23 protein-coding genes are annotated in these 22,659 nt (G+C 65.1%); 11 read left to right on the top strand and 12 right to left on the bottom strand.

Going from position 1 to position 22,659, the window contains the following annotated elements; translation table 11 throughout:
* Positions 1 to 72 precede the first annotated feature (72 nt).
* Entirely contained in the window at positions 73 to 2,151 is a 2,079-nt protein-coding gene (locus tag O0881_RS03515) for a TonB-dependent receptor (RefSeq protein ID WP_289910170.1), read from the top strand.
* Between the two features lie 17 nt (positions 2,152 to 2,168).
* Positions 2,169 to 2,714: an RNA 2'-phosphotransferase gene (locus O0881_RS03510; RefSeq protein WP_289910168.1), complete on the top strand. Its 546-nt coding sequence runs from the start codon at positions 2,169 to 2,171 to the stop codon at positions 2,712 to 2,714.
* On the opposite strand, the gene O0881_RS03505 is transcribed toward O0881_RS03510, so the two are convergent.
* The 12 genes from O0881_RS03505 to O0881_RS03450 all read right to left on the bottom strand — a co-directional run bounded on the left by O0881_RS03505 (position 2,701) and on the right by O0881_RS03450 (position 16,029).
* Positions 2,701 to 3,843 carry an aldo/keto reductase gene (locus O0881_RS03505; RefSeq protein ID WP_289910166.1) on the bottom strand — a complete coding sequence of 381 codons (1,143 nt, stop codon included), beginning with the start codon at positions 3,841 to 3,843 and terminating at the stop codon, positions 2,701 to 2,703. The genes O0881_RS03510 and O0881_RS03505 overlap by 14 nt on opposite strands.
* 12 nt (positions 3,844 to 3,855) lie before the next feature.
* Complete coding sequence (locus O0881_RS03500; protein ID WP_289910164.1) at positions 3,856 to 4,707, bottom strand: aldo/keto reductase; 852 nt, start codon at positions 4,705 to 4,707, stop codon at positions 3,856 to 3,858.
* Between the two features lie 92 nt (positions 4,708 to 4,799).
* On the bottom strand, positions 4,800 to 6,014 hold the full coding sequence (locus tag O0881_RS03495; protein WP_289910163.1) for a PepSY-associated TM helix domain-containing protein: 1,215 nt from the start codon (positions 6,012 to 6,014) through the stop codon (positions 4,800 to 4,802).
* Entirely contained in the window at positions 6,014 to 8,491 is a 2,478-nt protein-coding gene (locus O0881_RS03490; protein WP_289910161.1) for a TonB-dependent siderophore receptor, read from the bottom strand. The genes O0881_RS03495 and O0881_RS03490 overlap by 1 nt, the downstream gene beginning before the upstream one ends.
* A 103-nt stretch (positions 8,492 to 8,594) precedes the next feature.
* Positions 8,595 to 9,590 (bottom strand): FecR domain-containing protein, encoded by a 996-nt coding sequence (locus O0881_RS03485; RefSeq protein WP_289910159.1) that lies wholly within the window; start codon positions 9,588 to 9,590, stop codon positions 8,595 to 8,597.
* Positions 9,587 to 10,096: a sigma-70 family RNA polymerase sigma factor gene (locus O0881_RS03480; protein WP_289897741.1), complete on the bottom strand. Its 510-nt coding sequence runs from the start codon at positions 10,094 to 10,096 to the stop codon at positions 9,587 to 9,589. Before O0881_RS03480 ends, O0881_RS03485 begins: the two co-directional genes overlap by 4 nt.
* A gap of 129 nt (positions 10,097 to 10,225) precedes the next feature.
* A complete protein-coding gene (locus O0881_RS03475; protein ID WP_289910157.1) occupies positions 10,226 to 11,341 on the bottom strand; it encodes a HupE/UreJ family protein in 1,116 nt (371 codons plus the stop codon).
* A gap of 8 nt (positions 11,342 to 11,349) precedes the next feature.
* Positions 11,350 to 12,561: a hypothetical protein gene (locus O0881_RS03470; RefSeq protein WP_289910156.1), complete on the bottom strand. Its 1,212-nt coding sequence runs from the start codon at positions 12,559 to 12,561 to the stop codon at positions 11,350 to 11,352.
* A gap of 86 nt (positions 12,562 to 12,647) precedes the next feature.
* Entirely contained in the window at positions 12,648 to 12,896 is a 249-nt protein-coding gene (locus O0881_RS03465) for a hypothetical protein (protein WP_099667811.1), read from the bottom strand.
* An 18-nt stretch (positions 12,897 to 12,914) separates the two neighbouring features.
* On the bottom strand, positions 12,915 to 14,426 hold the full coding sequence (locus O0881_RS03460) for a DUF4331 domain-containing protein (protein WP_289910154.1): 1,512 nt from the start codon (positions 14,424 to 14,426) through the stop codon (positions 12,915 to 12,917).
* Between the two features lie 374 nt (positions 14,427 to 14,800).
* Complete coding sequence (locus O0881_RS03455; RefSeq protein WP_289910152.1) at positions 14,801 to 15,448, bottom strand: DUF1109 domain-containing protein; 648 nt, start codon at positions 15,446 to 15,448, stop codon at positions 14,801 to 14,803.
* Positions 15,445 to 16,029 carry a sigma-70 family RNA polymerase sigma factor gene (locus O0881_RS03450; RefSeq protein WP_099668507.1) on the bottom strand — a complete coding sequence of 195 codons (585 nt, stop codon included), beginning with the start codon at positions 16,027 to 16,029 and terminating at the stop codon, positions 15,445 to 15,447. The genes O0881_RS03455 and O0881_RS03450 overlap by 4 nt, the downstream gene beginning before the upstream one ends.
* 130 nt (positions 16,030 to 16,159) lie before the next feature.
* Here O0881_RS03450 and O0881_RS03445 point away from each other — a divergent pair, with 130 nt between their 5' ends.
* From O0881_RS03445 to O0881_RS03405, 9 genes are all read left to right on the top strand, one after another.
* Entirely contained in the window at positions 16,160 to 16,966 is an 807-nt protein-coding gene (locus O0881_RS03445) for a DUF1223 domain-containing protein (protein WP_289910149.1), read from the top strand.
* Positions 16,966 to 17,562 (top strand): cytochrome b/b6 domain-containing protein, encoded by a 597-nt coding sequence (locus O0881_RS03440; RefSeq protein ID WP_289910148.1) that lies wholly within the window; start codon positions 16,966 to 16,968, stop codon positions 17,560 to 17,562. The genes O0881_RS03445 and O0881_RS03440 overlap by 1 nt, the downstream gene beginning before the upstream one ends.
* 11 nt (positions 17,563 to 17,573) lie before the next feature.
* Positions 17,574 to 18,344 (top strand): molybdopterin-dependent oxidoreductase, encoded by a 771-nt coding sequence (locus tag O0881_RS03435; RefSeq protein WP_289910147.1) that lies wholly within the window; start codon positions 17,574 to 17,576, stop codon positions 18,342 to 18,344.
* 83 nt (positions 18,345 to 18,427) lie between these two features.
* Positions 18,428 to 18,715, top strand: a complete 288-nt coding sequence (locus O0881_RS03430) for a pentapeptide MXKDX repeat protein (protein ID WP_099667818.1) — start codon at positions 18,428 to 18,430, stop codon at positions 18,713 to 18,715.
* Positions 18,716 to 18,857: 142 nt separating this feature from the next.
* Positions 18,858 to 19,484: an energy transducer TonB gene (locus O0881_RS03425; protein WP_289910146.1), complete on the top strand. Its 627-nt coding sequence runs from the start codon at positions 18,858 to 18,860 to the stop codon at positions 19,482 to 19,484.
* Between the two features lie 38 nt (positions 19,485 to 19,522).
* A complete protein-coding gene (locus O0881_RS03420; RefSeq protein ID WP_289910145.1) occupies positions 19,523 to 20,743 on the top strand; it encodes an MFS transporter in 1,221 nt (406 codons plus the stop codon).
* Positions 20,740 to 21,162: a DUF5071 domain-containing protein gene (locus O0881_RS03415; protein ID WP_289910144.1), complete on the top strand. Its 423-nt coding sequence runs from the start codon at positions 20,740 to 20,742 to the stop codon at positions 21,160 to 21,162. The genes O0881_RS03420 and O0881_RS03415 overlap by 4 nt, the downstream gene beginning before the upstream one ends.
* Positions 21,163 to 21,302: 140 nt before the next feature.
* The gene (locus O0881_RS03410; protein ID WP_289910143.1) at positions 21,303 to 22,175 is read left to right on the top strand and encodes a hypothetical protein; all 873 of its coding nucleotides are present in this window, start codon (positions 21,303 to 21,305) and stop codon (positions 22,173 to 22,175) included.
* Between the two features lie 79 nt (positions 22,176 to 22,254).
* Entirely contained in the window at positions 22,255 to 22,581 is a 327-nt protein-coding gene (locus O0881_RS03405; protein ID WP_289910142.1) for a hypothetical protein, read from the top strand.
* Positions 22,582 to 22,659: the final 78 nt, after the last annotated feature.

Here is a 22,659-nt window from a genome sequence, read left to right as displayed (position 1 = left end):
TCCAGGCGCCCATCCGCCGCGTATATATAGCCAGCAGGAGCCCGTACAGACATCATAAAAACTGGAGACGCGATGCTATTGAGAAAACGCAAACTGGTGGCAGCTTGTGCACTGGCATTGTTGGGCATGGGGCGCCAAGTGGCGGCGCAAGTTCCGGTCGACGGGGCTACAGGGGCCGACGCGTCGCGCACCGTGCGCGTGACGGGCCACTATGACAACGCCGTCGGCACGTCGGACGCGGCCAGCCAGGGCGTCATCACCAATGAACTGATCGTCAACCGGCCCGCCTTGCGCACGGGCGAGTTGCTGGAATTCGTGCCGGGACTGATCGTCACCCAGCACAGCGGCGACGGCAAGGCCAACCAGTATTTTTTGCGCGGCTTTAACCTCGACCATGGCACGGATTTTGCCACCCACGTCGACGGCATGCCCGTCAACATGCGCACGCATGCGCATGGGCAAGGCTATTCCGACCTCAATTTCCTCATTCCTGAACTGGTGCAGCGCATCGATTACAAGAAGGGGCCGTATTTCGCCGGCGAAGGCGATTTTTCCTCGGCAGGCAGCGCCCGCATCCGCCTGGCCGACAAATTGCCGCAAGGCCAGGCCAGCGTATCCGTCGGCCAGCACGGCTATGTGCGCGGCGTCGTCGCCGATTCGGCCGCTGCCGGGCCTGGCACCTTGCTGTACGGCCTGGAAGTGAACCGCAACAACGGTCCCTGGGACGTGCCGGAAAACGTGCGCAAATATAGCGGCGTGCTGCGCTACAGCCAGGGCACGCCGGACGACGGCTTCAGCGTGACGGGCATGGCGTACAAGAACAGCTGGAATGCCACGGACCAGGTGCCGCTGCGCGCCGTGGCATCGGGCCAGATCGGCCGTTTCGGCTCGCTGGCGCCCAGCGACGGCGGCGACACGTCGCGCTACAGCCTGTCGTACGCCATGCGCAAGCGCACGGAGAAGGGGCTGTTCGAACTGGATGCCTACCTGATCCGCTCGCAACTGGAGCTGAACAGCGATTTCACCTATTTCCTCGCCAACCCGGTCGCCGGCGACCAGTTCCAGCAAAGCGAGCGGCGCACGGTGGCGGGCGTGAACGCGGCCGAAAGCTGGAGCACGGAGCTGGCGGGACTGCCCATGCGCAACAAGGTCGGCGTGCAGGCCCGCTACGACCGCTTGTCGCCCGTGGGCCTGTACAACACGGTGGATCGGGTGCGGCAGAGTACGGTGCGCGAAGACAGCGTGCGCGAGGCCAGCGTCGGCCTGTACGGCGAAAACACGGTGCAATGGCTGCCGTGGCTGCGTTCGGTGGCGGGCTTGCGCTACGACGCCTACCGTTTCAATGTGGCCAGCAGCATAGCCGGCAACAGCGGAGCGGAGAACGACCACGTGGTGTCGCCCAAGCTGTCCCTGATTCTTGGTCCGTGGAGCAAGACGGAATTCTTCGTGAACTACGGAAAAGGTTTTCATAGCAACGATGCACGGGGCACAACGCAGACGCGCCTGCCTGACGGGCAAGCTGCCACGCCCGTGACGCCCCTGGTGCCGACGAAAGGCATGGAACTGGGCGCGCGCACGGAATGGCTGCCGGGTCTGCAAAGTTCGCTGGCCCTGTGGCGCCTCGACATCGCGTCGGAACTGCTGTTCGTCGGCGACGCGGGCGAGACGGAAGCGAGCCGCGCCAGCCGCCGCCACGGCATCGAATGGAACAACCATTACATTGCCGCGCCGTGGCTGCTGTTCGACCTGGACCTGGCCGCTTCGCGCTCGCGCTATGCGCAAGACGATCCGGCGGGCAACCACATCCCCGGCGCCATCGACAAGGTGGCTTCGTTCGGCGTGACGGTGACGGACCAGGGCCCGTGGTCGGGCGCTTTTCAATTGCGCTATTTCGGCCCCCGTCCCTTGATCGAGGACAATAGCGTGCGCTCCGCGTCGACTACACTGGCGTATGCGCGCCTGGCGTATCAGCTCAACCGCAAGACGCGTTTGTCGCTCGACGTGTTCAACCTGTTTGATAAACGCGTCAGCGATATCGATTATTACTATGCGTCGCGCCTGCCTGGCGAGGCGGCGGACGGGGTGAACGACCGGCATTTCCATCCGGTCGAACCCCGTTCCGTACGCCTGACCTTGTCATATGCGTTCTGATAACGGTAGACTGGGGCATGACAGATCATTTAGTAAATACCAGTAAATTTCTTTCCCTCATATTGCGCCACGCCCCCGAAAAAATCGGCCTCGCGCTCGATACCAACGGCTGGGCCGACATCGGCCAGTTGCTGGCGCAATCGGCCCGGCATGGCCGCCGCCTTTCCCGTGAACAATTGGATGACGTGGTGGCGCGCGACAGCAAGACGCGCTACGCCATCAGCGCCGACGGCTTGCGCATCCGCGCCAACCAGGGCCACTCCCTGGCCGCCGTCGATATCGCTCTGCCGCCCGCCACGCCGCCGGCCATGCTGTACCACGGCACGGCCAGCCGCTTTGTCGAGGCGATTCGTGCCGGCGGTTTGCTGCCGGGATCGCGCAACCACGTGCACCTGTCGTCCAGCCGCGAAACGGCCGTCGCCGTGGGCGCGCGCCACGGCAAGCCCGTCGTGCTGACGGTGGATGCGGCCACCATGCAGGCGCAGGGCCACGTGTTTTATGTGTCGGCCAATGGCGTGTGGCTGGCGGATGCCGTGCCGGTAGCCTTCATCACTTTTCCCTGAGGGTCGGCCGGACTGCGGCTTCCACGCCCGAGTAGGTCAGCACGGCATCGGGCAGCCTGGCCCCTCGCACCCGGATGGCGGCCACGGCCTGGTTCAATTCCGCCACTTCCGCAGGTGTAAACCGCACCTCCGCCGCGCCGATATTGTCGAGCAGATGCGCCATCTGCGTGGTGCCGGGAATGGGCACGATCCATGGCCGTTGCGCCAGCAGCCAGGCCAGGGCGATCTGCGCCGGTGTCACCTGCTTGCGCGTGGCCCAGCTATTCACTAGGGCCACCAGCGCCAAGTTGTGCGGCAGGTTTTCCGCTGAAAAACGCGATTCGAGCTGGCGGATGTCGCCGTCGGCAAAGCGGGTCTTCGCGTCGATGGCGCCCACCAGGAAGCCGACGCCCAGCGGGCTCCACGGCACAAAGCCGATGCCCAGTTCCTCGCACAGGACCAGCACGCCATCTTCCGGCCCGCGCCACAGCATCGAGTATTCGCTTTGCACGGCGGAAACGGGCAGGGCGGCATGAGCGCGCCGCAGCGTTGATAATCCCATCTCGGACAAGCCCCAATGCAGCACTTTTCCTTCCCGCATCAGGTCTTGCACGGCGCCGGCCACGTCCTCGATCGGCACTTGCGGGTCCACCCGGTGCTGGTACAGCAAGTCGATGCGGTCCGTGCGCAGGCGTTGCAGCATGCCTTCGACGGCCAGCTTGATGTGCGCGGGGCGGCTGTTCAAGCCCGGACGGCGCTGGCCCGTCTGCTGGTCGATGTCCCAGCCGAATTTGGAAGCGATGACGATGTCGTTGCGAAACGGCGCCACGCCTACGCCCAGTATCCGCTCCACCTCGTGCGGTCCGTACGCCTCGGCCGCGTCAAAGAAGGTGACGCCCCGCTCGAACGCCGTGCGGATGATCCTGTGCATCTCCGGGCGGCTGGGGATCGTCGTCTGGTAGGTGCGGCTCATGTTTTGCACGCCCAGGCCCAGGCTCGATACTTCCAGCTGGCCCAGCTTGCGGCGGTTCGCCACCGTTGCCTGCACCGTCCGGTCCTGCGCCTGGCCGATCAACGGCGCGGCGGCCAGGCCGCCCGCCGCCAGCAGGAAGCCGCGACGGTCCGTGGGCGTGTCGTGTTTGCTTGTCATGAAGCTATCCCTTCAGATATCGAGCTTGCGTGCCGCCATCCACTGGACGATGGCTGGGTCGCGGTGCGAAAAGAAGCTGCTGGTAGCCGTTTCCAGGGTGGCGATGGCGGCCATGTCCGCTTCGTCCAGGTCGAAATCGTCGATGGACAGGTTTTCCGCCATGCGCTCGCGGCGCACGGTCTTGGCCAGCACGGCGATGCCCCGGTGCGTCAGCCAGCGCAGGACGACCTGGCCGACGGACTTGCCGTGCTTGCCAGCGATGCCCAGCAGCAATTCATTCTGGAACAGGTTGTTGCGGCCTTCGGCGAACGGCGCCCACGCTTGCGGCTGCACGCCGTGCTCGAGCATGAAGGCCACGCTGTCCGCCTGCTGGTGGAAGGGGTTGATCTCGATCTGGTTGACGGCGGGCGCGATATCGTTGAAGGCGATGAGGTCCATCAAGCGGTCCGCATGAAAATTGCTCACGCCGATGGCGCGCAGCTTGCCGCTGCGATACGCATCCTGCATGGCGCGCCAGGAACCGTGCACGTCGCCGAACGGCTGGTGGATCAGGAACAAGTCCAGGTAATCGAGCCGCAAACGCTGCAGCGACTGCTCGATGGCTAGTGCCGTGCGCTCGTAGCCCGTGTCCTGCACCCACAGCTTGCTGGTGACGAACAGCACTTCGCGCGCGACGCCGCTGCGGGCGATGCCCTGGCCGACGGCCGCTTCGTTCAGGTAGGAAGCGGCCGTGTCGATCAGGCGGTAGCCGGCGGCGATGGCGTCGATGACGCTGCGCTCGCATTCGGCGGGGTCGGGAATCTGGAAGACGCCGTAGCCGGCGACGGGCATGGCGATGCCGTTATTCAGGGTGACGCGGTTCATCGCAAGCTCCTTCAGTCATTAACAGGAGCTACTGTACGGCGTCTGCCACCTATTGATAAGCCGTTGGAATCGGCATGCTCTTATTAGCTGCGCTAATGAATGAGGGCTTTGGCTTTGGCTTGCCCCTGGCGCTTGCGGCGCCAGATCAGCACGCCCGATACGCTCAAGCCTGCCACCAGCACGCCCATGGCGCAGATGAACATCTTAAAGGGCCAGCCCCACATCGAGGCCATGTGCAGGGCGCTGATCCAGCTGCGGATGGTGTCGCCGCTGGCCGCGCCCGTGGGCAGCCACGCGGCCAGTTGCCGGCCGCTGGCCGCGTCGAAGAAGACGGTGGTGAGGCCCTTGTGGGCGCGCACGTCGCGGCTGCTGCGCACGTTGTAGCTGTACACGCCCAGCGCGCGTTCGTAGGACAGCGCGTTTTCCTCGACGATGGCGAACGCGTGCCGCTGTGCCAGCGCGTGCATCAACAGGCGCCCCTGCGCGCGCGCAGCGGGCCAGTCCAGCTGCGGGCCCGGCGACGGCGTGTGCCGCGCCACCGCTTCCTCGGCCCCCTGGTGCGGGAACAGCGGCTGCATCACGGCCGCATACACGCCGTACAGATTGAAGGCGACGCCGCTCCAGGCAAACACCAGCAGCATGGCCCACAGCCACAGGCCGCCCGCGCGGTGCAGGTCGAACACCAGTTTATAGCTGCCGCCATGGCGGCGCAGCAGCCAGGACGGGCGCCAGCGCCGCAGCCACGGTTTACTGCCCGGCGAGCGTTTTTTCAGGCGCGCGGGGAAGGTCAGGGCGGCGCCGATGAAGCAATCGACCGTCCACACGATGGCGACCAGGCCGAAGATGAACAAGCCCGTGTCGCCCAGCGCCAGCGCGTAATGCAGGCGCTCGATGAAGGGCAGCAGGTTGATGGCGCCCTGGCTTATCTCGCCCCAGCGACGCTGGCCCAGCACGGCGCCCGTATAAGGATCGACAAACACTTCGTCGCTGGCCAGCGGCGCGTCGCCGGGCGGGCGCAGGTAAAACACCATGCTGCGGCCGGGCGGCGCGGACAGGGGCGCGTACATGACGCTCGCCTGGGGAAAGCGCGCGGCGATGGACTCGCGCAGCAGCAGGGCGTCGAGCGGCGCCGCGCCCGGCGTTGGCGGCGCTGCGCGGAAGACGGCGGGCAGCATGGCCGCTTCCAGCTCATCCTTCCATGCGAGCGCGCTGCCCGTGACGCCGGCCACGATGAGGAAGCCGGCCATCAGCAGGCCCGCGTAGCGGTGCAGCGCCGCCAGTGCGGGGCGCATGTGCAGCGATGGCATCAGAACCTGTACATCGCGCTGACGTTGGCCGTGCGTTCGGCATTGCGGTAGCACAGGCCCGGCAGGTAGCCGCAGTCATACAGGGTCTGCTTGTCGAGCACATTGTTGACGTTGAGGGAAAACTGCCACGGCCCGCGCGACACGCCCAGCGCCGCATCCCACTGCGTCAGGCCGCCATTGCGGATGTTCAGGTTGTCGCCGTCGGAGTTCGAGCGCATGGCGCCGAGAAAGCGCATGCCCAGCGCCGCATACGCGGGCAAGGCCGTGCCCAGGTCGAACGCCTGACGCGCCCAGGCCGAGGCGCTGTGGCGCGGCGCGCCCGACTGCTGCAAGCCCAGGTCGCCGTTATTGCTCTTCCTGACCTCCGTATCGAGGTAGGTGTATTGCGCGATCAGGCTCAGACGGCTGGCGAACTCCGTGCGCGCTTCCAGTTCCAGGCCGCGCGAGCCCACTTGCCCCGTCTGCAGCAGGCTGCCCGGGTTGCCGATGTCGGAGGTGGTGACGTTGTCGCGCACCAGGTCGAAGACGGCGGCCGTGTAGCTGGCGCGCTGGCCCACGGGTTCATAGCGCACGCCAGCCTCGAATTGCTTGCCGCGCGACGGCTTCAGGGCGTCGCCGTTGGCCGTGACGCCCAGTTCGGGCGAGAACGAGGTGGCGTAGCTGACATACGGCGCCCAGCCGCCATCGAACAGGTAGACGGCGCCCACGCGGCCCGTGGTGGCCGACGGCGACTGATGGTAGTCCGCTTTCACGCTGCCGGCATGGAGGTCGGTGACGTCGCGCGATTGCGTCGCCTTGTCGCGGCGCAGGCCCGCCGTCACGACCCAGCGGTCCCATTTGATTTGATCCTGCGCATACAGGCCCAGCTGGCGCGACGGGGCGTCTGCGCGGGTCGGCGACTTGGCCGGGACCAGGGGCTGCTTGCCATACACGGGCTGGTACAGGTCGATCGGCTCGATAAAGCCCTGCTGGTGGCGGTATTCGTCCGTGTTGCGGATGTTCGCGTAATCGACGCCCAGCAGCACCTGGTGCGCCAGGCTGCCCGTGGCGAAGTGCGCCTGCAGCTGGGTATCGGCGAACAGGCTTTTCGACGCCGTATCGACGGGCATGAAATAGCGCTTCACCGTGCCATCGTCATTCAAGCCCAGCGGGAACATGTCCGTGCGGTCGTTCTTCAGGTGCGTGTAGCGCAGGTTCTGGCGCAGCGACCACGTATCGTTGAACGCATGCTCGAACTCGTAGCCCAGCATGGTGTTGCGGCGCTTGAAGCGGTTGTCGTCGCCCATCAGGTTGACACCGGGGTCCACCTGGCCGCGCGGGCCCGGTACCAGCAGCTGGTTGGGAAACGCGTATTGCTGGTTGTCCTGCTCGTAGCGGGCCAGCAGGGTCAAACGCGTGGCCGGTCCTGCCTGCCAAGTGAGGGACGGCGCGAAGTACAGGCGGTTGTCGCGGTCGCGATCCAGCCGCGTGTCCGCTTCGCGGCCCAGCATGACGACCCGCCAAGTCCAGGCGCCCGGCGCGTCGAGCGTGCCGCCCACGTCCGCTTTCAGCTGGCGGCGCTGGTAGCTGCCGTACTCGATGCCCACTTCGCGCACGGCGTCCGCGCTGGGACGCTTGCTGACGGCGTTGACCATGCCGCCCGGTGGAATCTGCCCGTACAGCACGGAGGCGGGGCCGCGCAGCACTTCCAGGCGTTCCAGGCCATACGGCTCGATGGAGGCGCCAAACGTGCGGCCCGAATTGCGCAAGCCATCTTGCAGGATGCCGTTCGTTTCGATGGTGAAGCCGCGCAGCAGCGAGGAATCGTCGCTGCCCAGCGGGCGCTGGTTTGGCGTCACGCCCGCCGTGTAGCGCAGGGTCTCGTCGAGCGATTCGGCGTTGCGGTCGCTGATTTCATCGGCCGTGACGACGGACACGGATTGCGGGTTTTCATTCAAGGCCGTATCCGTCTTGGTGGCCGAGGCGGCGCGCCGCGCCACGTAGCCGCGCACGGAGCCCGTCGCCGTTTCGCGTTCGGCCGTGGCATTGATGGTGATGGCGGGCAGGGTGGCGCTGGCCTGCGCCGCCTGTGCGCTTGCCGGCGCCGGCAATGGCGTTGCGGAGGCGTCCGCCCGCAGCGCATAGGCGCCGTTGGCGCCCGCCACGACGCGCACGCCCTGGCCGCGCAGCAGTTCGTCGAAGCCCTGGCGCACGGTATAACTGCCCGCCAGGCCGCCGCTGCGCTTGCCCTGCAAGAGGGCCGCGTCGGCCGACAGTTCCACGCCGGCCGCGCTGGCAAACGCGGTCAAGGCCCGCTCCAGCGGTCCGGCGGGGATCGCGTAGGGGCGCTTGGCTTGCGCATTCTCAAGCGTTTGCGCGTGGGCGGCAGGGGCAGTGACGGCCAGGGCGCCCATGGCGGCGCCAGCCAGGAACAGGGCCTGGATGGCGACGGCGAGGGGAAATGGACGCAGCTTGGGTGCGGTCGGGCGAGGGGGCATGGTGCAGATCCTTGGAAAGTGGAAGGAAAAAATCGGTTCTTCCCGTATTCCGAACGAAAAGCCCAAACCCTCAACTTCTTTTCATTTATTTTACCTATATTTTTCAGGACGCCTGGCGCGGCCCTACGCTGACCCAGTAGCGCGTGCGGTAGCGCAGCTGCACGGGCAGGCTCAGGGCCAGGTTGGCCAGCGAGCGGTCCGTGTCGCGCAGCGAATACACGCCCGTCACGCGCAGGCCGGCGATGGAGGCGTCGCAGCGCAGCACGCCGTGACGGTAGCGTCCCAGCTCGGCCAGCAGTTCGCCCAGCGGCATGCGTTCGGCCACCAGGCGGCCGTCGGCCCAGGCGGCGGCGCTGTCTTCCACCTTGCCGATGTCTTGCACTGCGCGGCGCGTATAGCCGGCCTGCTGGCCCGCCTGCAGGTGCACCGGCGCGGCGCCGTCCTGCCGTGGCTGCAGGGCGACGGCGCCCTGGAACACGGCCACCTTGCTGGCGTCGGCATCGAGGCGCACGCCAAAGCGCGTGCCCAGCGCCGTGGCCGTGCCTTGCGGCGTCGCCACCAGCAGCGGACGGTAGACAGGCGCCGTTTCGTGCGCGCTGGTGACGAGGATGGCCCCCGCGCGCAGCACGATGCGCCGTTCGCCGGCGCTGTATGCCACATCGATGGCGCTGGCCGTGTCCAGCACCACTTGCGTGCCGTCGGCCAGCACGATGGCGCGCGTCTCGCCGACAGCCGTGCGGTAATCGCTGGCGGCGCGCTGCCACAGGCCCGATTCGTGCGCCAGCAGGGCCGTGCCGCCGCCCGCCGCGATCAATCCCAGCAGCTGCAAGGCGCGCCGGCGGCCGGCGGCATGGCGCTGGGCCGGCGCCAGCGCGCCGCGCACCACTTCGCGGGGCAGGGCCTCGAATTGGCGGGCGAAGCGCTGCAGCCGGGCCCAGGCCCGTTCGTGCTCGGGATGGGCGGCGCGCCAGGCGGCGCAGGCGTCGGCATCGGCCGCGCTGGCGTCTTCCGCCCACAGCCGCGCCATCCACTCGGCGGCGCGCTGCAGCACTGCGGGGGCGATGGGAGCGCCATCAGGCGGCGAGTGCATGCCGTTCATGCGCATTGCGCCATGCAGCAGGCCAGCAGCGCGCGGGCGATGTATTTTTCCACGGAGGAGACGGACACGTCGAGGCGCGCGGCGATGTCGGCGTAGGCCATGCCTTCGAGCTTGCACAGCAAAAAGGCGTCGCGCACCTTGTTCGGCAGGCTGGCCAGGATGGCGTCGATTTCCATCAGCGCTTCGACGATCAGCGCGCGCATTTCCGGCGTCGGCACGAGCGCTTCCGGCTGCGCGGCGATGGCGTCCGCGTAGGCTGACTCGATATGCCGGCGGCGGAACAGGTCGACCACCAGGCCGTTGGCGATCTGCGCCAGGTGCTGGCGCGATTCCACGGGAGCGGGCGCGCGGCCGCGCGCGAGGATGCGCAGATACGTGTCGTGCGCCAGGTCGGCCGCGTCGAAGGCGTTGCCCAGCTTGCGGCGCAGCCAGCCCTGTAGCCAGCCATGGTGGTCGCTGTAGAGGACTTCGATTTGCCGATGCAGTTCCAGTTCGGGGCGTAGCATGCAACCTTTCCATGCCACGGTCCACAGGACAGACAGGCCTTGATGCGATTGAGAATTGTTCGTATTGTAGCCCGAATGCCGGGACTTGTGGCCCGGCAGTGGCTGTCCAGCAACGCTATCGGGCGGCCATCACGTTGAAATCAGCTTGATATCGGCCACCCGCTCCACCAGCCACACGCAAGCGACCAGGGCGATGGCCAGCGAGCCGACGGTCAGCACTTGCCGGTACAGCCACGTCTTGCGCAGCAGCCAGGCGAGCGGCAGGAAGGCGGCGACGATGGCCAGCTGGCCGATTTCCACGCCCACGTTGAAGCCGAACAGGCTGGCCAGCAGGGAGCCTTGCGGCAAGCCCAGGTCGCGCAGCACGCTGGCGAAGCCGAAACCGTGGATCAGCCCGAATATGAAGGCGGCCACGGGGCGCTTGCCGCGGAACAGGGGCAGCAGGTTGTTCAGCGCAGCCAGGATCACGGAAGCGGCAATTGCCGATTCCACCCAGCGCGACGGCAGCGACACGAGCGACAGGCTGGCCAGGGTCAATGTGATGGAATGGGCCAGCGTGAACGCCGTGACGACTTTCAGCACGTCATAAAAAGCCGTTTTCAAGCCTTGCCGCTGTTCGCGCAAGCCCGGCAGCAGCACGGCCGGCAGCAGCAGGGACAGCAGGAACAGGATATGGTCGTAGCCGATCCAGATATGCCAGATGCCGTGTTTGACATACGCGCCGAACTGCGCCAGGCGGTCGGGGGCGGCCAGGGACAGCGTCTGGCGCGGGCTGTCCGGGTCGAAGATGGCCGTTTGCGTGGCGCCGCCGCTGTCGATCTTGAGCAAGCCCTTGTGCTGCGGGTCGAGGTCGGCGAACAGGGTGTAGCCGATGCTCAAGGTGGCTGGCGCGGCGTTGCCGGGGCAGGTGGCCGCAAAGCGCAGCACGCTGTAGGCGCCGTCCGTATGCTGGTCGATCAGCTGCTCGACGGCCTTCAAGGGGCAGGCGCCCCGGTCGCTGGCCAGCTGCAGGCGCTGCAGCGCGTAGGCGGCAATGGCCGCGTGGCGCGCGCGGATTTCATCCCAGGTCAGCGCGCCGTCGCCATTGCCATCGAGGCCGATGGCGAAATCGAGGTCGCGCAGGGCGATATCCCATTGCCCGTCGATCTGCTGGCCGTGCACGGCCAGGCTCAGGTAGCTGTCGCTGGGCTTGTGCGCCTGCGCGGGGGCCAGCCAGGCGCACAGGGTGAGCAGCAACGCGAGCATGCGGGCGTTCACAGCGCACCTGCTTTCTTTGCGGCACTAAGTTTTTGCCCATCCTGCGGTCCCAGCTGCCTGACGAGGCGCTGCAGGGCCACGTCTTCCACGCCATGCGCCGTGATCCAGGCCAGCACCGGTTGCGCCGCCGCGTAGTTGCGCGCGGCCACGGATGCTTCCAGCAAGATGCGCATGTCGGGCACTTCCTTCTGGATGGCCCAGTTTTTCTGCGCCAGTTGCAGGGCGGCCGGCACATCCTGTTGCAAAAACAGGGCGAAACGGGCCTGTTCCCGCTGGTGCACGGTGTCGCCGCGTTGCATGGCGGCATTGAAACGGGCCGCCAGTTCCGCTTTCGCCGCCTGGAAGGCCGTCTGCTGGCCGGGCAGCGCCTGCAGCGCCAGCGCGTAGCGCAGCAGCAGGGCGTCGATGCGCTGCTGCTCTTTCAGCAATTTGACGACTTCCTGCGGGCGTTGCCGGTCGAGCAGGAAATCCGCGTAGGCGCCCAGCAGATAGCTGTCGCGCGGCTGCCGCGCCAGCGCCGCCGTGTAGCGCGCCTCGGCCAGCGCTGCCTCTCCGCGCCGCGTGGCCATTTCCGCCAGCAGGGTTGCGGCCCAGCTGTCGAGCTCCGGCGCCGCGCCGGCGCTGCGTTGCAGGGTCAGGTCCAGCAAGCGCTCGCTGCTGGCGGCCCGGCCCGTGACGCTGGCGATACTGGCAAGGCAGGTGACGGTGACGAGCTGCGTCGTCAGGGCGGACAGCCGGGCGCAGCTGGCTGTCGCCTGGGCGTAGTCGCCCTGCACGGTGAGGACGGTGGCGCGCGTCAGCCAGGCCTGGCCGTTTTGCGGCTGCTGGGCGATGACGGCGTCGAGGTCTTGCAGGGCCGGGCCGAAATGGTGGGTGCTTTGCAGGATGGTGGCGCGCAGCAGGCGCACGGGGACGGGCGGCGCCGCTTGCCGCCACCAGGGCGCCAGCGCCGCTTGCGCGTAGCCCAGGTAGCGCGGGTCCGTTTCGCTGCGCGCCAGGGCAATGTAGCGCTGGGCCAGGCTGGTGGCCAGGGCAAGGTCTTGCGGCGTGTCATTCAGTTGCTGGCGCAGGCCGCGCAAGGCGAGCTGCGTGGCGTCGGCGCGGCGCGGCAATTGCTCGATGACGGCGCTGCCGTCTTTCGGCGTGTAGGGCGCGGCCAGCGCCAGTGCGGGCAGGCAGGCGCACAGCAGGGAAATCGGTGTTTTCATCGTGGACGCCATCGACGGTGGAGTAGGGCGGCAAGGGCGGGCGCCGGAGAACGCTGTCTCCGGCGCCCGCACTCGGTTACTGCGCGTTACAACGGTACCGGCTCCGTATTTTCCGGAGAGGTCGCCATGATGGCGTCGATGGCGACGCCGTCCTTGTCATCGCTGGTGGTCAGGATGACGTTGCTGACGGCCACATAGAAGGCGTCGAGCAAGACCACGGGCGGAGGGGTGACGCCGCCGTCGCCGTTATCGCCGCCGTGGCTGCTGCCGCCGCCACCGCAGCCGGCCAGCAGGGTGGTGAGCGCCAGGGCGCCGCATGCATGGAGCTTTTTCATCGTATTCTCCTCGTAGGCTTACAGTTGCGGCGAACCGGCGATGGGGTTTTTCAGGTAGGGAAAACCTGCCGTGAAGTAGGTTTCATCGAGGAAGGCGCCATCCGTGAAGTGCAGGGCGCCGGCCGGGGCATCGGCCGGGGCGCAGCCGATGTTCAGGGTGCACAGCTTGCCCATGGCCACGCGCAGCACCACGTCGACCACGTCGTCGCCGGGGCGGCGGCCGTTCGGGAAGCCCGCGTTATCGCCATCGATCACGCCCAGGCGCTTTTGCGCGCCGACGGCGGTGGGGGCGATCGAGGTGTTCAGGCGCAGCATTTCGGACGCCGTCACGGTGACGGGCTGGTTGACGCCCTTGATGCCCGTCAGGAAAGTGGCCACCAGGTCGTTGCGGGGGAAGTTGGTGGGCGCCTTGGCGCCTGCCGAGCCGAACAGCACTTCCACCAGGGCCGGCGCCGTGGGGTTGGTGACGTAGTCGGCAAATTGCGCATCGCCCGACGGTTTGCTGGCGTTGAAGCGGTCCTTGTCCTTCAGGCCGATGACCAGTTCATTCACCAGCGGCATGCCCAGGCGCGACACTTGCACCCACGCGCCGCCTTCCTTCGAGGCCGTGGTGGCCGTGCCCGGCGCCGGGTTCAGCAAGCGGCCCTGGCGCAGGCTGGCCGTGGTCCAGCCGCCGATGACGGGGTCGCTGCCAGCCGTCAGGCAGGCGGTCGGCACTTCCATCTCGATGGCCGTGACGTTTTTCCGCGCCAGGTCGTCCTTGGCGGCCGACTCCGCATTCGCGGCGAATTCCGTGGCGGGCGCCTTGATATTGATCAAGTCGAACGTTTCGCCCAGGTTCACGACGAACGGGTCCTTGCGCTGGCCGACGAACATGCGCGCCGGCGTGGCGCAGCCGGGAATATTGACGGCGTACACATGTTGCGCAGCATACGCGGCATAGTTGGGGATGGCCTTGTTGCCGATGTTGTCGACGGGCTTGTCGAAGGTCGTGCCGCCGCCGCTGGCGTTGGTGACGGCGCTCCTGGTGCCCGTGCGGCGGTCGCCCCGCACTACGGTGACGCTGTACGTTTCGCGCACGTTCAGGCCGGCCGGATTGACGCTGTCGATGGCGCCGCCGTTGATGACGAGCGGAATCGAGACTTTCTTGCCGCCCACGGTGAACTGGCCATCCTTGATGGTGTTGGTGAAGCGGAACTGGAAGGTGAGGTCTTCCTTGCCGTCGCCATTGTTGTCGATATGGATTTCGTACAGGGCGTTGGGGTCCATGGCGAAGTAATTCGGGCCGCCGTAGGCGTCCTGCAGGGGAATGTAGTCGGCCACCAGGGTGGTGTAGGCGCCGCGGCCCGCCTCATAGCTGCGGAACATATAGAAGTCGGTGGCGTCGACTTTGGGGTTTTGCGTGATGAATGGCGCTTCGCGGTGGCTGGAAGCGTGGGCCGCTGGCGCGATGGCCAACGTGAAGGATACGGCGAGCAGGTTGCCCATGAGGGCGGCGCCCAGCGCGGTTTTCGAGTGGTGCAAAGACATGTCGATTCTCCCTGAATTGTTATACGCAGTGGCAGGATTTGCGGAAATTACGGAGCTGCATCACTTGTACGGAGCGCCAGCACGATCAGATTCAATTCCCCACAACTTATTTTTTGGTAGCGGAATGAACGGCCGTCGATCGTCAGGGGCTGGCGCACGCAGTCGAATCTACGCGCGTATTGCATGTCGGTAAGAATAAATATTTTGTGGACAAGAAAAGACAATCCGGCGGCTGGTGGCGATAGCCTGTTGCGCTATGTCAGCGCGTATGCAGGGGTAAAGGCCGCGCGTGGGAATGCGTGACTTTTGCGGATATGAAGTCGATAGGCGTGAAATGGCCGCTTGACGGGCGCCGCGCCTGCTGCGAGAGTAACTTACCAGGCCAGCGCTTTAGGGCCGATGGCGCCGCCGATGGCCGTGGGTATCAGCATGCCCAGCACATACCAGAAACCGACGAAGCTGGCGGCCAGTTCAGGGCAGTGCAGGCAATAGACGAGGGCCGCCATGGCGCCGGCGGCAAAACCGGCAGCCGCGCCGGCCAGGCGCAGGCGCGTGGGCGCCAGCTGGCGCATCAGGCGCAGCACGGCGGCCAGCAGGGGCAAGGAAAGGGTGGCGATCAGCAAAGGGCAGCTGCGCCAGGTGGCGCCCCAGAACAGTTCGGCGCGCTGCTCGGGCGGCGCTTCGTTCAGGATGAGGGCGCCAAGCGCCCACATCAGCAGCAGGGGCACGGCGAGCAGCAGGGGCAGGGCGCGCGTCGGCGCCCCGGGCACACACAGGCGGCGGGTGACTTGCCAGGCCGCCAGGGAGAGGCATATGACGAAACCGACCTTGATCCAGAAGTCCGGCAGCAGGGCCAGCTGTTCCAGGTTGGGCCGCACGCCCAGCAACAGGGTCATCAGCGTCACGCTGGCCAGCAGTCCTGCGCCCAGGGTGGTGGCGGCGCGCCGGCGGGCGCCCGGGGGCGGCGCGGCGGCCACGTCGGGGCCGCTGGCCAGCATGGCGATCAAGTCATCGGTTTTCATGGTGTCCTTATCCTCAAGTTGGCTGCCAGTGCCTTCAAGCCGCGATGCACGGCCACTTTGACGCTGGCTTCCGAAATCTGCATGGCCGCCGCCGTGTCGCGCACGGACCAGCCGTCGAGCTTGGTATGCACGATGGCGTCGCGCTGCTGCGCCGGCAAGCTGGCCAGCAATTTGCCCAGGTCGCGGCTGGCTTCGGCCGCCTCGGCATCGGCGCTGGAAAACAGTTCCTGCGCGCTATCTTCTTCGTCGTACGGCAAGTGCTGCGCTTCGCGCCGTCCATGCCGGCGCAGCCAGTCGATCAATTTATAGCGGGCGATCGCATGGATCCACGACGTCAGCGGCACGCCCGTGTCATACGTCAGCCGCTGGTTGTGGATGGCCAGCAGGCACTCCTGCACCAGGTCTTCCACCTCGTCCGGCCAGCGCTGCAGGCGGCGCCGCAGGAATGCGCGCAAATGGCTGCTGCTGGCCTGCAAGAAACTGCGATACGCCGCCGCATCGCCCTCGAGCCCGCGCAGCATCAAGCCATGCAGCCGCAATTCCGTTCCATGCAGGTGCTCGCTTACAGGTATTCGTTGCATGCAGGCCTTTGGTGACAGGCGTTGAAAAAAATAAATATCATTAATTTTGCCGGCGGCTGTAACCAATCCGGCCATTGCGGCGAATTGACAGGCAAGCACGCTTCTTCATTCACTATAACGGGTAGTCATCATGCATATCAAGCACCGCCTTGCCGCCAGCCTCGTTCCGCTCTGCCTGTGGGCCGCGACGGCACCCGCGTACGCGCAACTGGCGGCCGGCCAGCGCTGCGCCGTGCAAAGCGGGCCGCAGACGGCGGCGCTGGTGGAGCTGTACAGCAGCGAAGGCTGTTCCAGCTGCCCGCCCGCCGACCAGCGCCTGAACGCCTTGCGCAAGGAAGCGGGGACGGCCAGCCTGGTCGTGCCGCTGGCCTTGCATGTCACGTACTGGGACCAGATCGGCTGGACGGACCCGCTGGCGCAGGCGCAATTCGATGCGCGCCAGGCCGAATTGCTGCGCTACCAGCCCCGTCATGTGGCCTACACGCCCCAATTCTTTGTGGGCGGCACGGAACTGCGCGGCTGGGATACGCAACTGCCGGCCGCCATCCGCCGCATCAACGCGACCGCCGCGCCCGTCAATATCAGCCTGTCCGCCACGCCAGGGGCGGGTGGACAATTATTGCTTGAAGCCAATGCCAGCGCGTCGGATGGGCAGGCGGGCGGCCAGCTGTACGTGGCCATCAGCGAAAGCGCCATCGTCTCGAAAGTGCTACGCGGCGAAAACCGCGGCGCCACCCTGCATCACGATGCGGCCGTGCGCCTGTGGCTGGGACCCGTTGCGCTGGCGCAAGGCCACGCCCGGCTGCGCCGCGAAGTCAACTTGCCCGCCAGCTGGCGCCCGGAGCAGCTGCAAGTGGTCGCCTTCGTGCAGCGGGCCGACAGCAGCGCCATCCTGCAAGCCGTCAGCACGGCATCCTGTGCGAAGGGAGTGATGTGATGAACGGACAAGCGAACGTGATCCACCCCGCCTGGCTGCGCCTGACGCACTGGCTCAATGCCGTGGCCGTCGTGGTACTGGCCACCAGCGGCTGGCGCATCTATAACGCGGCGCCATTTTTCCCTTTCGAGTTGCCGCGCGCGCTGACCCTGGGCGGCTGGCTGGGCGGCGCCCTGCAATGGCATTTTGCCGCCATGTGGCTGCTGGTGGCCAATGGCTTGCTGTATCTGATCATCAACATCGCCTCGGGCAGGCTGCGGCGCCAGTTCTTTCCCCTGACGCCGCGCCTGTTGCTGGCCGATTTTGTCGCCGCGCTGAAAGGAAAGCTGGCCCACGCGGACCCGCGCCACTACAACATGGTGCAGCGCGCCGCCTACCTGTTCGTCATGCTCGACTGCATCGTGCTGGTGCTGTCCGGCCTGGTGCTGTGGAAATCCGTGCAATTTCCCCTGCTGCGCGAGCTGATCGGCGGCTACGAGAGTGCGCGCAGGGTCCACTTCATCGCCATGGCGTTGCTGACGGGCTTTGTCAGCGTGCACTTGCTGATGGTGGCGCTGGTGCCGCGCACCCTGGTCGCCATGCTGCGCGGCCGCTGAAGGAGATGAGCATGAAAAAAACCATCATCGTGCAGGAGCAGGGCCAGGCCATGCTGGACGACGCCTTGCGCCAGATCAAGCAACCGTCGCGCCGTTTGTTCCTGCAGCGCAGCCTGACCCTGGGCGGCCTGTCCATGCTGACTGGTTGCAACGTCAGCGACCCGTCCGGCATCGAGACGGCCCTGACGGCCGTGTCGCGCTTCAACGACAGGGTACAGGGCTGGCTGTTCGACCCGACCAAACTGGCGCCGACTTACCCGGACTCCATGATCACGCGGCCGTTTCCCTTCAACGCGTATTACGGCGAAGACGAGGTGGAAGAAGTCGATGGCGACGCCTGGCGCCTGGAATTGAGCGGCTTGATCGCCGACAGGAAGCCGTGGACCCTGCCGCAATTGCGCGCCTTGCCGCAGGAAACGCAGATCACGCGCCACATCTGCGTGGAAGGCTGGAGCGCCATCGGCAAGTGGGGCGGCGTGCCGTTTTCCCACTTCCTGAAGCGGGTCGGCGCCGACACGACGGCAAAATACGTCGGCTTCAAGTGCGCCGACGATTATTTCACCAGCATCGACATGGCCACGGCCCTGCATCCGCAAACCATCATGGCACTCACGTATGACGGCCAGGAATTGCCGCCCAAGTACGGCTACCCGATGAAGCTGCGCATGCCGACCAAGCTGGGCTACAAGAATCCCAAGCACATCCAGGCCATTTTCGTCACGAATACGTATCCGGGAGGGTATTGGGAGAATCAGGGCTATAACTGGTTCGGCGGCTCTTGAACAATTTTGGCAGTACCCGTAGCACGGCAACAGCTTTACCACCGGGCAATCTCGCCCATATAACCCAGAGACAAGGACATATCATGAAAACCACCATCACCGCCCTGATCGCTTCCGCCATCCTCATGTCGGGCGCCGCGTTCGCCCAAGATGCCATGAAGAAAGACGCCATGGCCAAGGACGCCTCGGCCGATGCCATGCACAAGGATGCCATGGGCAAGGATGGCATGCACAAGCCGATGGCGAAGAAGCACATGAAGAAGGACCACATGGCCAAGGATGGCATGGCGAAAGATGCCATGGCAAAAGACGGCATGAAGAAGGATGAGATGAAAAAGGATGGCATGGCCAAGGATGCGATGGCCAAATAAGCGGGCAAGCAAGGTTTTGCATGGGCAGGTGCGCCATCCTCGCCGGGTGGCGCGCCTGCCGTCGTTTCGCCAGCGGCTTGCTGGTGTTCATGGCAATTTGCTAAAATTGAAAACTTATTTAATAGCAATTGCTGGAGTAACGATGCCGATGCATGAAGCAAGCTTCCCCTTACGCTGTGCGGCAGCGGTGCTGGCCATCCTGCCCGGGCTTGGCCAGGCGATGCCGGGCGCGACCTGTCCGCCCCAAGTGTATCCGCACGAGGCACGCCTGTATGAACTGGAAGGTAAAACGAGCGTGCGCTTTTCCGTAGAGCAGGATGGCAAGGTGGCAACGGCATCCGTGGCACGCAGTTCGGGGTGGAAAGTTTTGGACGATGCGGCGCTGAGCAATGTGCGGCAGTGCGTGTTCCCTGCTGATAGAGCGGCCAAGGAAAATTTTAGTGTTCAGTATGTATGGGATCTGGACGATACCGAGCTCTTGCGTCCCTTGCTGGTACCCGGCAGCTGCCAGCCTTCCCAGCGCGTCCAGGGCTATAACAACCTCGACAAATTGGCCAGCAATGACAGCGGCGTCGTGCTGCGCATGTTTATCGGCAGCGAAGGTGCCCCTGCACGCATCGTGGCCGAAGCGCCAGGCCTGCCAGCGGAACTGGTCGAGGCGGCGGTTACCTATGTGCAGGGTTGCCGTTTTGCCATCGATCCTGAAGTTGGCGGCACGCGTAGCTGGAGCACGTATGGCAAGGTGCTGCTGCGCCGCCAGCCCCTGTAGTAAGCTTGCACTGTCCACATCGTTTACCCGCCGAAGTCATGACTGAACCATCCGCCGCCGCTGTTGCCACTGTATCGTCCCCCTCCGACAAATCGATCCGCCGCCGCTCGCTGTTCGCCGCCTGCAGCGCGCATGCCGTGCATGACGGCTTGACGGACGTGATCTATGTGCTCCTGCCCATCTGGCAGGCGCAGTTTGCCATCAGTTACGCCATGGTGGGCCTGTTGCGCGGTTCCTACTCGGGCATGATGGCCGGCTTCCAGTTGCTGGCCAGCCGCATGGCGAAGCGCTGGGGCCGCGAGCGCATGCTCGTGGGCGGCACGGCGCTGGCCGGCGTCGCCTACCTGATCGCGGGGCAGGCGGGCGGCCTGGCCGTCTTGCTGATCGCCTTGCTGCTGGGCGGCCTGGGCGCCAGCACGCAGCATCCGCTGGCGTCTTCCATCGTCACCGACACGCACGAGGCGGGCGGCGGCGTGAAGGAAGCGCTGTCGCACTACAACTTTGCCGGCGATATCGGCAAGACCCTGATTCCCGCGCTGGTGGGCTTGCTGTTATTGGTGTGCAGCTGGCAAGCCAGCGTCTCCTTGCTGGGCTTGCTTGGCCTGGCGGCGGCCGGCTTGCTGTGGTGGCTGCTGCCGAAACCGGGCGAGCTGCAGGCGGGTGCGAAGAAGGCGGGCAAGACCATCGCCGGCAGCGGCTCGAAGGCGAGCTTTCGCGCCTTGCTGGCCACGGGCACCCTGGACAGCGCCGTGCGCATGGGTTTTCTCACCTTTTTGCCATTCTTGCTGAAAAGCAAGGGAGCGGGCACGGCCGGCATCGGCGTGGCCTTGTCCCTGCTGTTCGTGGGCGGCGCCTTCGGCAAGTTGCTGTGCGGCTACCTGGGCGCGGGCATCGGCATGATGAAGACCGTGTGGCTGACGGAATCGATGACCTCGCTGCTGATCGTGCTGGCCCTGTGGCTGCCGCTGGCCGGCGTCATGGCCATGCTGCCCTTGCTGGGGCTGGCGCTCAATGGCACTTCATCCGTGCTGTATGGCGTGGTGCCGGAATTGGCCGAACCCGGCAAGCGCGAACATGCGTTTGCCCTGTTCTACACGGGCAGCATCGGCGGCGGGGCGCTGTCCCCCGTGCTGTTCGGCGCGCTGGGCGACCATACGAGCGTGCACACGGCCCTGCTGGCGCTGGCGGCCGTATTGCTGCTGACCTTGCCGCTGGCGTGGAAGGTGCAGCGGGGCCTGGCGCACGGCGGCACCGCATGAAACGCACCGGCGAGACGCCCCGCACGCCTCTGCCGTTGCCGCGCGATAAACACGATACGCGCAACGCGCGAGCCCTGATCGCCTTGAGCTGGGAGGAAGTCCATCCAGCCATGCCGCAGATCCTGGAATGGGTGCAAGATGTCAATTGGCCGGTGGCCGGCGTGCTCCTGCCTTACCTGGCCGGCATCGGTGTGCGCCTTGCCCCCTGTATAAAAACGGTGCTGGCCGGTAATGACGAACAATGGAAGTACTTTGTGTTGCAAGGCATCGTGCGCCATTCACGGGATCTGGCATTCGAATTGGACGGGGAATTGCAACGCTTCGCCCATGCACCGACAATGGGAGAACTGGAAGAAGGCGTGGCCGAGGTGGCCCGGGAAATTCTGCAATGCCAGATAATAACTGTGGCCGGCCAGTAATCAGGGGCATTATTGTAAGAAATCAGTATTGAATGTGCGTGCGTGTGGCCATTCCTGTAATAGATAGGAGACAATCCGGGCCGAATATATTTCGACCTCCGGGTTGTAAAACCCTCCCTATCATTTAACAGGAAGATTACATGGGCAATTTTAGTATCCCGCAAACCAATAAAGCACTCGCCGTGTATTTTCATGGCAAGACGGTGCCTAGGCTGTTTGCGGTATTTGCGGCGATCCTGGCGGCAGTGGCAGGTTTTGTCTTGTACCTGAGCACGACCATCCCTCAGAAAACACTGACCGATACGCAGGCCATGACCTTGCGTAATGGCGCCAAGCTGGGCACGCACAGCAATTTGACTATTCTGTACGGCACGGCGGCTTTTCTATTGCTGCTCGCCGTGCTGGTGCTGGTCATGCGCGCGATAATGCTCAAGCGGCAGAAAAGCCGTTTTGAATTGCATGAAGACGGTGTGGTGCATGAATTGAACGGCATTCGCAGTTACGCCGCCTTTGCCGATATCGAGGACCTGTATCTGTTTGCCGGCGGCTCCACCGCCATGACAGGCATGATCAATAACTTTGCCTACCGCACGGGCGCCGACCAGCCCTGGATATGGGCTACCGGAGAACTCAAGCGCTTTGACGAATTCATGGACGAATTTCGCTCCCGTTACCTGGAATACCGCATGCCCGTCTTGAAGCAAAAGCTGGCGGACGGCGAGCGCGTGACTTTCCGCTACATCAGCAGCGGCGAGGTATACAAGAAACGCTTCTTCGGCAATTTCCTGAATGTCAAGACACAGGAACTGGCCTTCTCGGCGCAGGGCTTGCATGTGAACGGCGTCACCTGGCCTGGCGCCAGCCTGAAGTGCATGAATCAGAATGACTGGACCGAGAGATTGACGATCAAGGATGCGGCGGGTACGACAGTCTTTTCATGCATCGGCACGGGTATTCTGAGTTTCGACCTGTTCGCCAATATGATAGACGACGAGATTAATCAAGCGTCGTAATTCCGGCGGAAATAAGCCTCCCGATACGGGGAGGCTTGCGACCGGCTTATCCCGGTCGGCGGCCAAATGCAGATAAAAAATGAAAACACAGTTACTGTCGAATGACGAATATCAAAAAACCTTCCATGCGCCTATGTTGAAGGTGACTGAAACCGCCAGGGGAGTCGTCGATCTTTGGGCATATGCCGATCTGGTCATCGGGAGTGACTTTGGCGACGCCGAGGACTGGAATTGGCAGGTCGCGCATATTTATGAGTCGTCAGATGGAAAGTTTCAGCACATCGGCATTCCCGTTCCCCGCGATGATACTTATCTGACTGTGATCGTCGATATGCACGGCAGAAAAATCCTGGGGCATGTTTTTCTTGATTTGCGCGCCAGGCAGTCAAGCCGCAGTGAGGAATAACAGGGAGCGATTGGTGCTCCATGTCGCATTGATAAGTTATTGGCAAGCCGATACGGCATGACTTGCCCGCCAGTCCTC

Origin of the sequence: Janthinobacterium sp. SUN100 (genome assembly GCF_030397705.1) — a bacterium.
GTDB classification, from domain to species: Bacteria; Pseudomonadota; Gammaproteobacteria; order Burkholderiales; family Burkholderiaceae_D; genus Janthinobacterium; species Janthinobacterium kumbetense.
The sequence above is the reverse complement of the archived record's forward strand: the minus strand, read 5'-3'. Positions and strand labels throughout refer to the sequence as shown.

What these genes read in the sequence shown, in the direction of transcription:
- O0881_RS03515 (WP_289910170.1), top strand. Translation starts at nt 73, where the DNA reads ATGCTATTGAGAAAACGCAAACTGGTGGCAGCTTGTGCACTGGCATTG.
- O0881_RS03510 (WP_289910168.1), top strand. Translation starts at nt 2,169, where the DNA reads ATGACAGATCATTTAGTAAATACCAGTAAATTTCTTTCCCTCATATTG.
- O0881_RS03505 (WP_289910166.1), bottom strand. Translation starts at nt 3,843, where the DNA reads ATGACAAGCAAACACGACACGCCCACGGACCGTCGCGGCTTCCTGCTG.
- O0881_RS03500 (WP_289910164.1), bottom strand. Translation starts at nt 4,707, where the DNA reads ATGAACCGCGTCACCCTGAATAACGGCATCGCCATGCCCGTCGCCGGC.
- O0881_RS03495 (WP_289910163.1), bottom strand. Translation starts at nt 6,014, where the DNA reads ATGCCATCGCTGCACATGCGCCCCGCACTGGCGGCGCTGCACCGCTAC.
- O0881_RS03490 (WP_289910161.1), bottom strand. Translation starts at nt 8,491, where the DNA reads ATGCCCCCTCGCCCGACCGCACCCAAGCTGCGTCCATTTCCCCTCGCC.
- O0881_RS03485 (WP_289910159.1), bottom strand. Translation starts at nt 9,590, where the DNA reads ATGAACGGCATGCACTCGCCGCCTGATGGCGCTCCCATCGCCCCCGCA.
- O0881_RS03480 (WP_289897741.1), bottom strand. Translation starts at nt 10,096, where the DNA reads ATGCTACGCCCCGAACTGGAACTGCATCGGCAAATCGAAGTCCTCTAC.
- O0881_RS03475 (WP_289910157.1), bottom strand. Translation starts at nt 11,341, where the DNA reads ATGCTCGCGTTGCTGCTCACCCTGTGCGCCTGGCTGGCCCCCGCGCAG.
- O0881_RS03470 (WP_289910156.1), bottom strand. Translation starts at nt 12,561, where the DNA reads ATGAAAACACCGATTTCCCTGCTGTGCGCCTGCCTGCCCGCACTGGCG.
- O0881_RS03465 (WP_099667811.1), bottom strand. Translation starts at nt 12,896, where the DNA reads ATGAAAAAGCTCCATGCATGCGGCGCCCTGGCGCTCACCACCCTGCTG.
- O0881_RS03460 (WP_289910154.1), bottom strand. Translation starts at nt 14,426, where the DNA reads ATGTCTTTGCACCACTCGAAAACCGCGCTGGGCGCCGCCCTCATGGGC.
- O0881_RS03455 (WP_289910152.1), bottom strand. Translation starts at nt 15,448, where the DNA reads ATGAAAACCGATGACTTGATCGCCATGCTGGCCAGCGGCCCCGACGTG.
- O0881_RS03450 (WP_099668507.1), bottom strand. Translation starts at nt 16,029, where the DNA reads ATGCAACGAATACCTGTAAGCGAGCACCTGCATGGAACGGAATTGCGG.
- O0881_RS03445 (WP_289910149.1), top strand. Translation starts at nt 16,160, where the DNA reads ATGCATATCAAGCACCGCCTTGCCGCCAGCCTCGTTCCGCTCTGCCTG.
- O0881_RS03440 (WP_289910148.1), top strand. Translation starts at nt 16,966, where the DNA reads ATGAACGGACAAGCGAACGTGATCCACCCCGCCTGGCTGCGCCTGACG.
- O0881_RS03435 (WP_289910147.1), top strand. Translation starts at nt 17,574, where the DNA reads ATGAAAAAAACCATCATCGTGCAGGAGCAGGGCCAGGCCATGCTGGAC.
- O0881_RS03430 (WP_099667818.1), top strand. Translation starts at nt 18,428, where the DNA reads ATGAAAACCACCATCACCGCCCTGATCGCTTCCGCCATCCTCATGTCG.
- O0881_RS03425 (WP_289910146.1), top strand. Translation starts at nt 18,858, where the DNA reads ATGCCGATGCATGAAGCAAGCTTCCCCTTACGCTGTGCGGCAGCGGTG.
- O0881_RS03420 (WP_289910145.1), top strand. Translation starts at nt 19,523, where the DNA reads ATGACTGAACCATCCGCCGCCGCTGTTGCCACTGTATCGTCCCCCTCC.
- O0881_RS03415 (WP_289910144.1), top strand. Translation starts at nt 20,740, where the DNA reads ATGAAACGCACCGGCGAGACGCCCCGCACGCCTCTGCCGTTGCCGCGC.
- O0881_RS03410 (WP_289910143.1), top strand. Translation starts at nt 21,303, where the DNA reads ATGGGCAATTTTAGTATCCCGCAAACCAATAAAGCACTCGCCGTGTAT.
- O0881_RS03405 (WP_289910142.1), top strand. Translation starts at nt 22,255, where the DNA reads ATGAAAACACAGTTACTGTCGAATGACGAATATCAAAAAACCTTCCAT.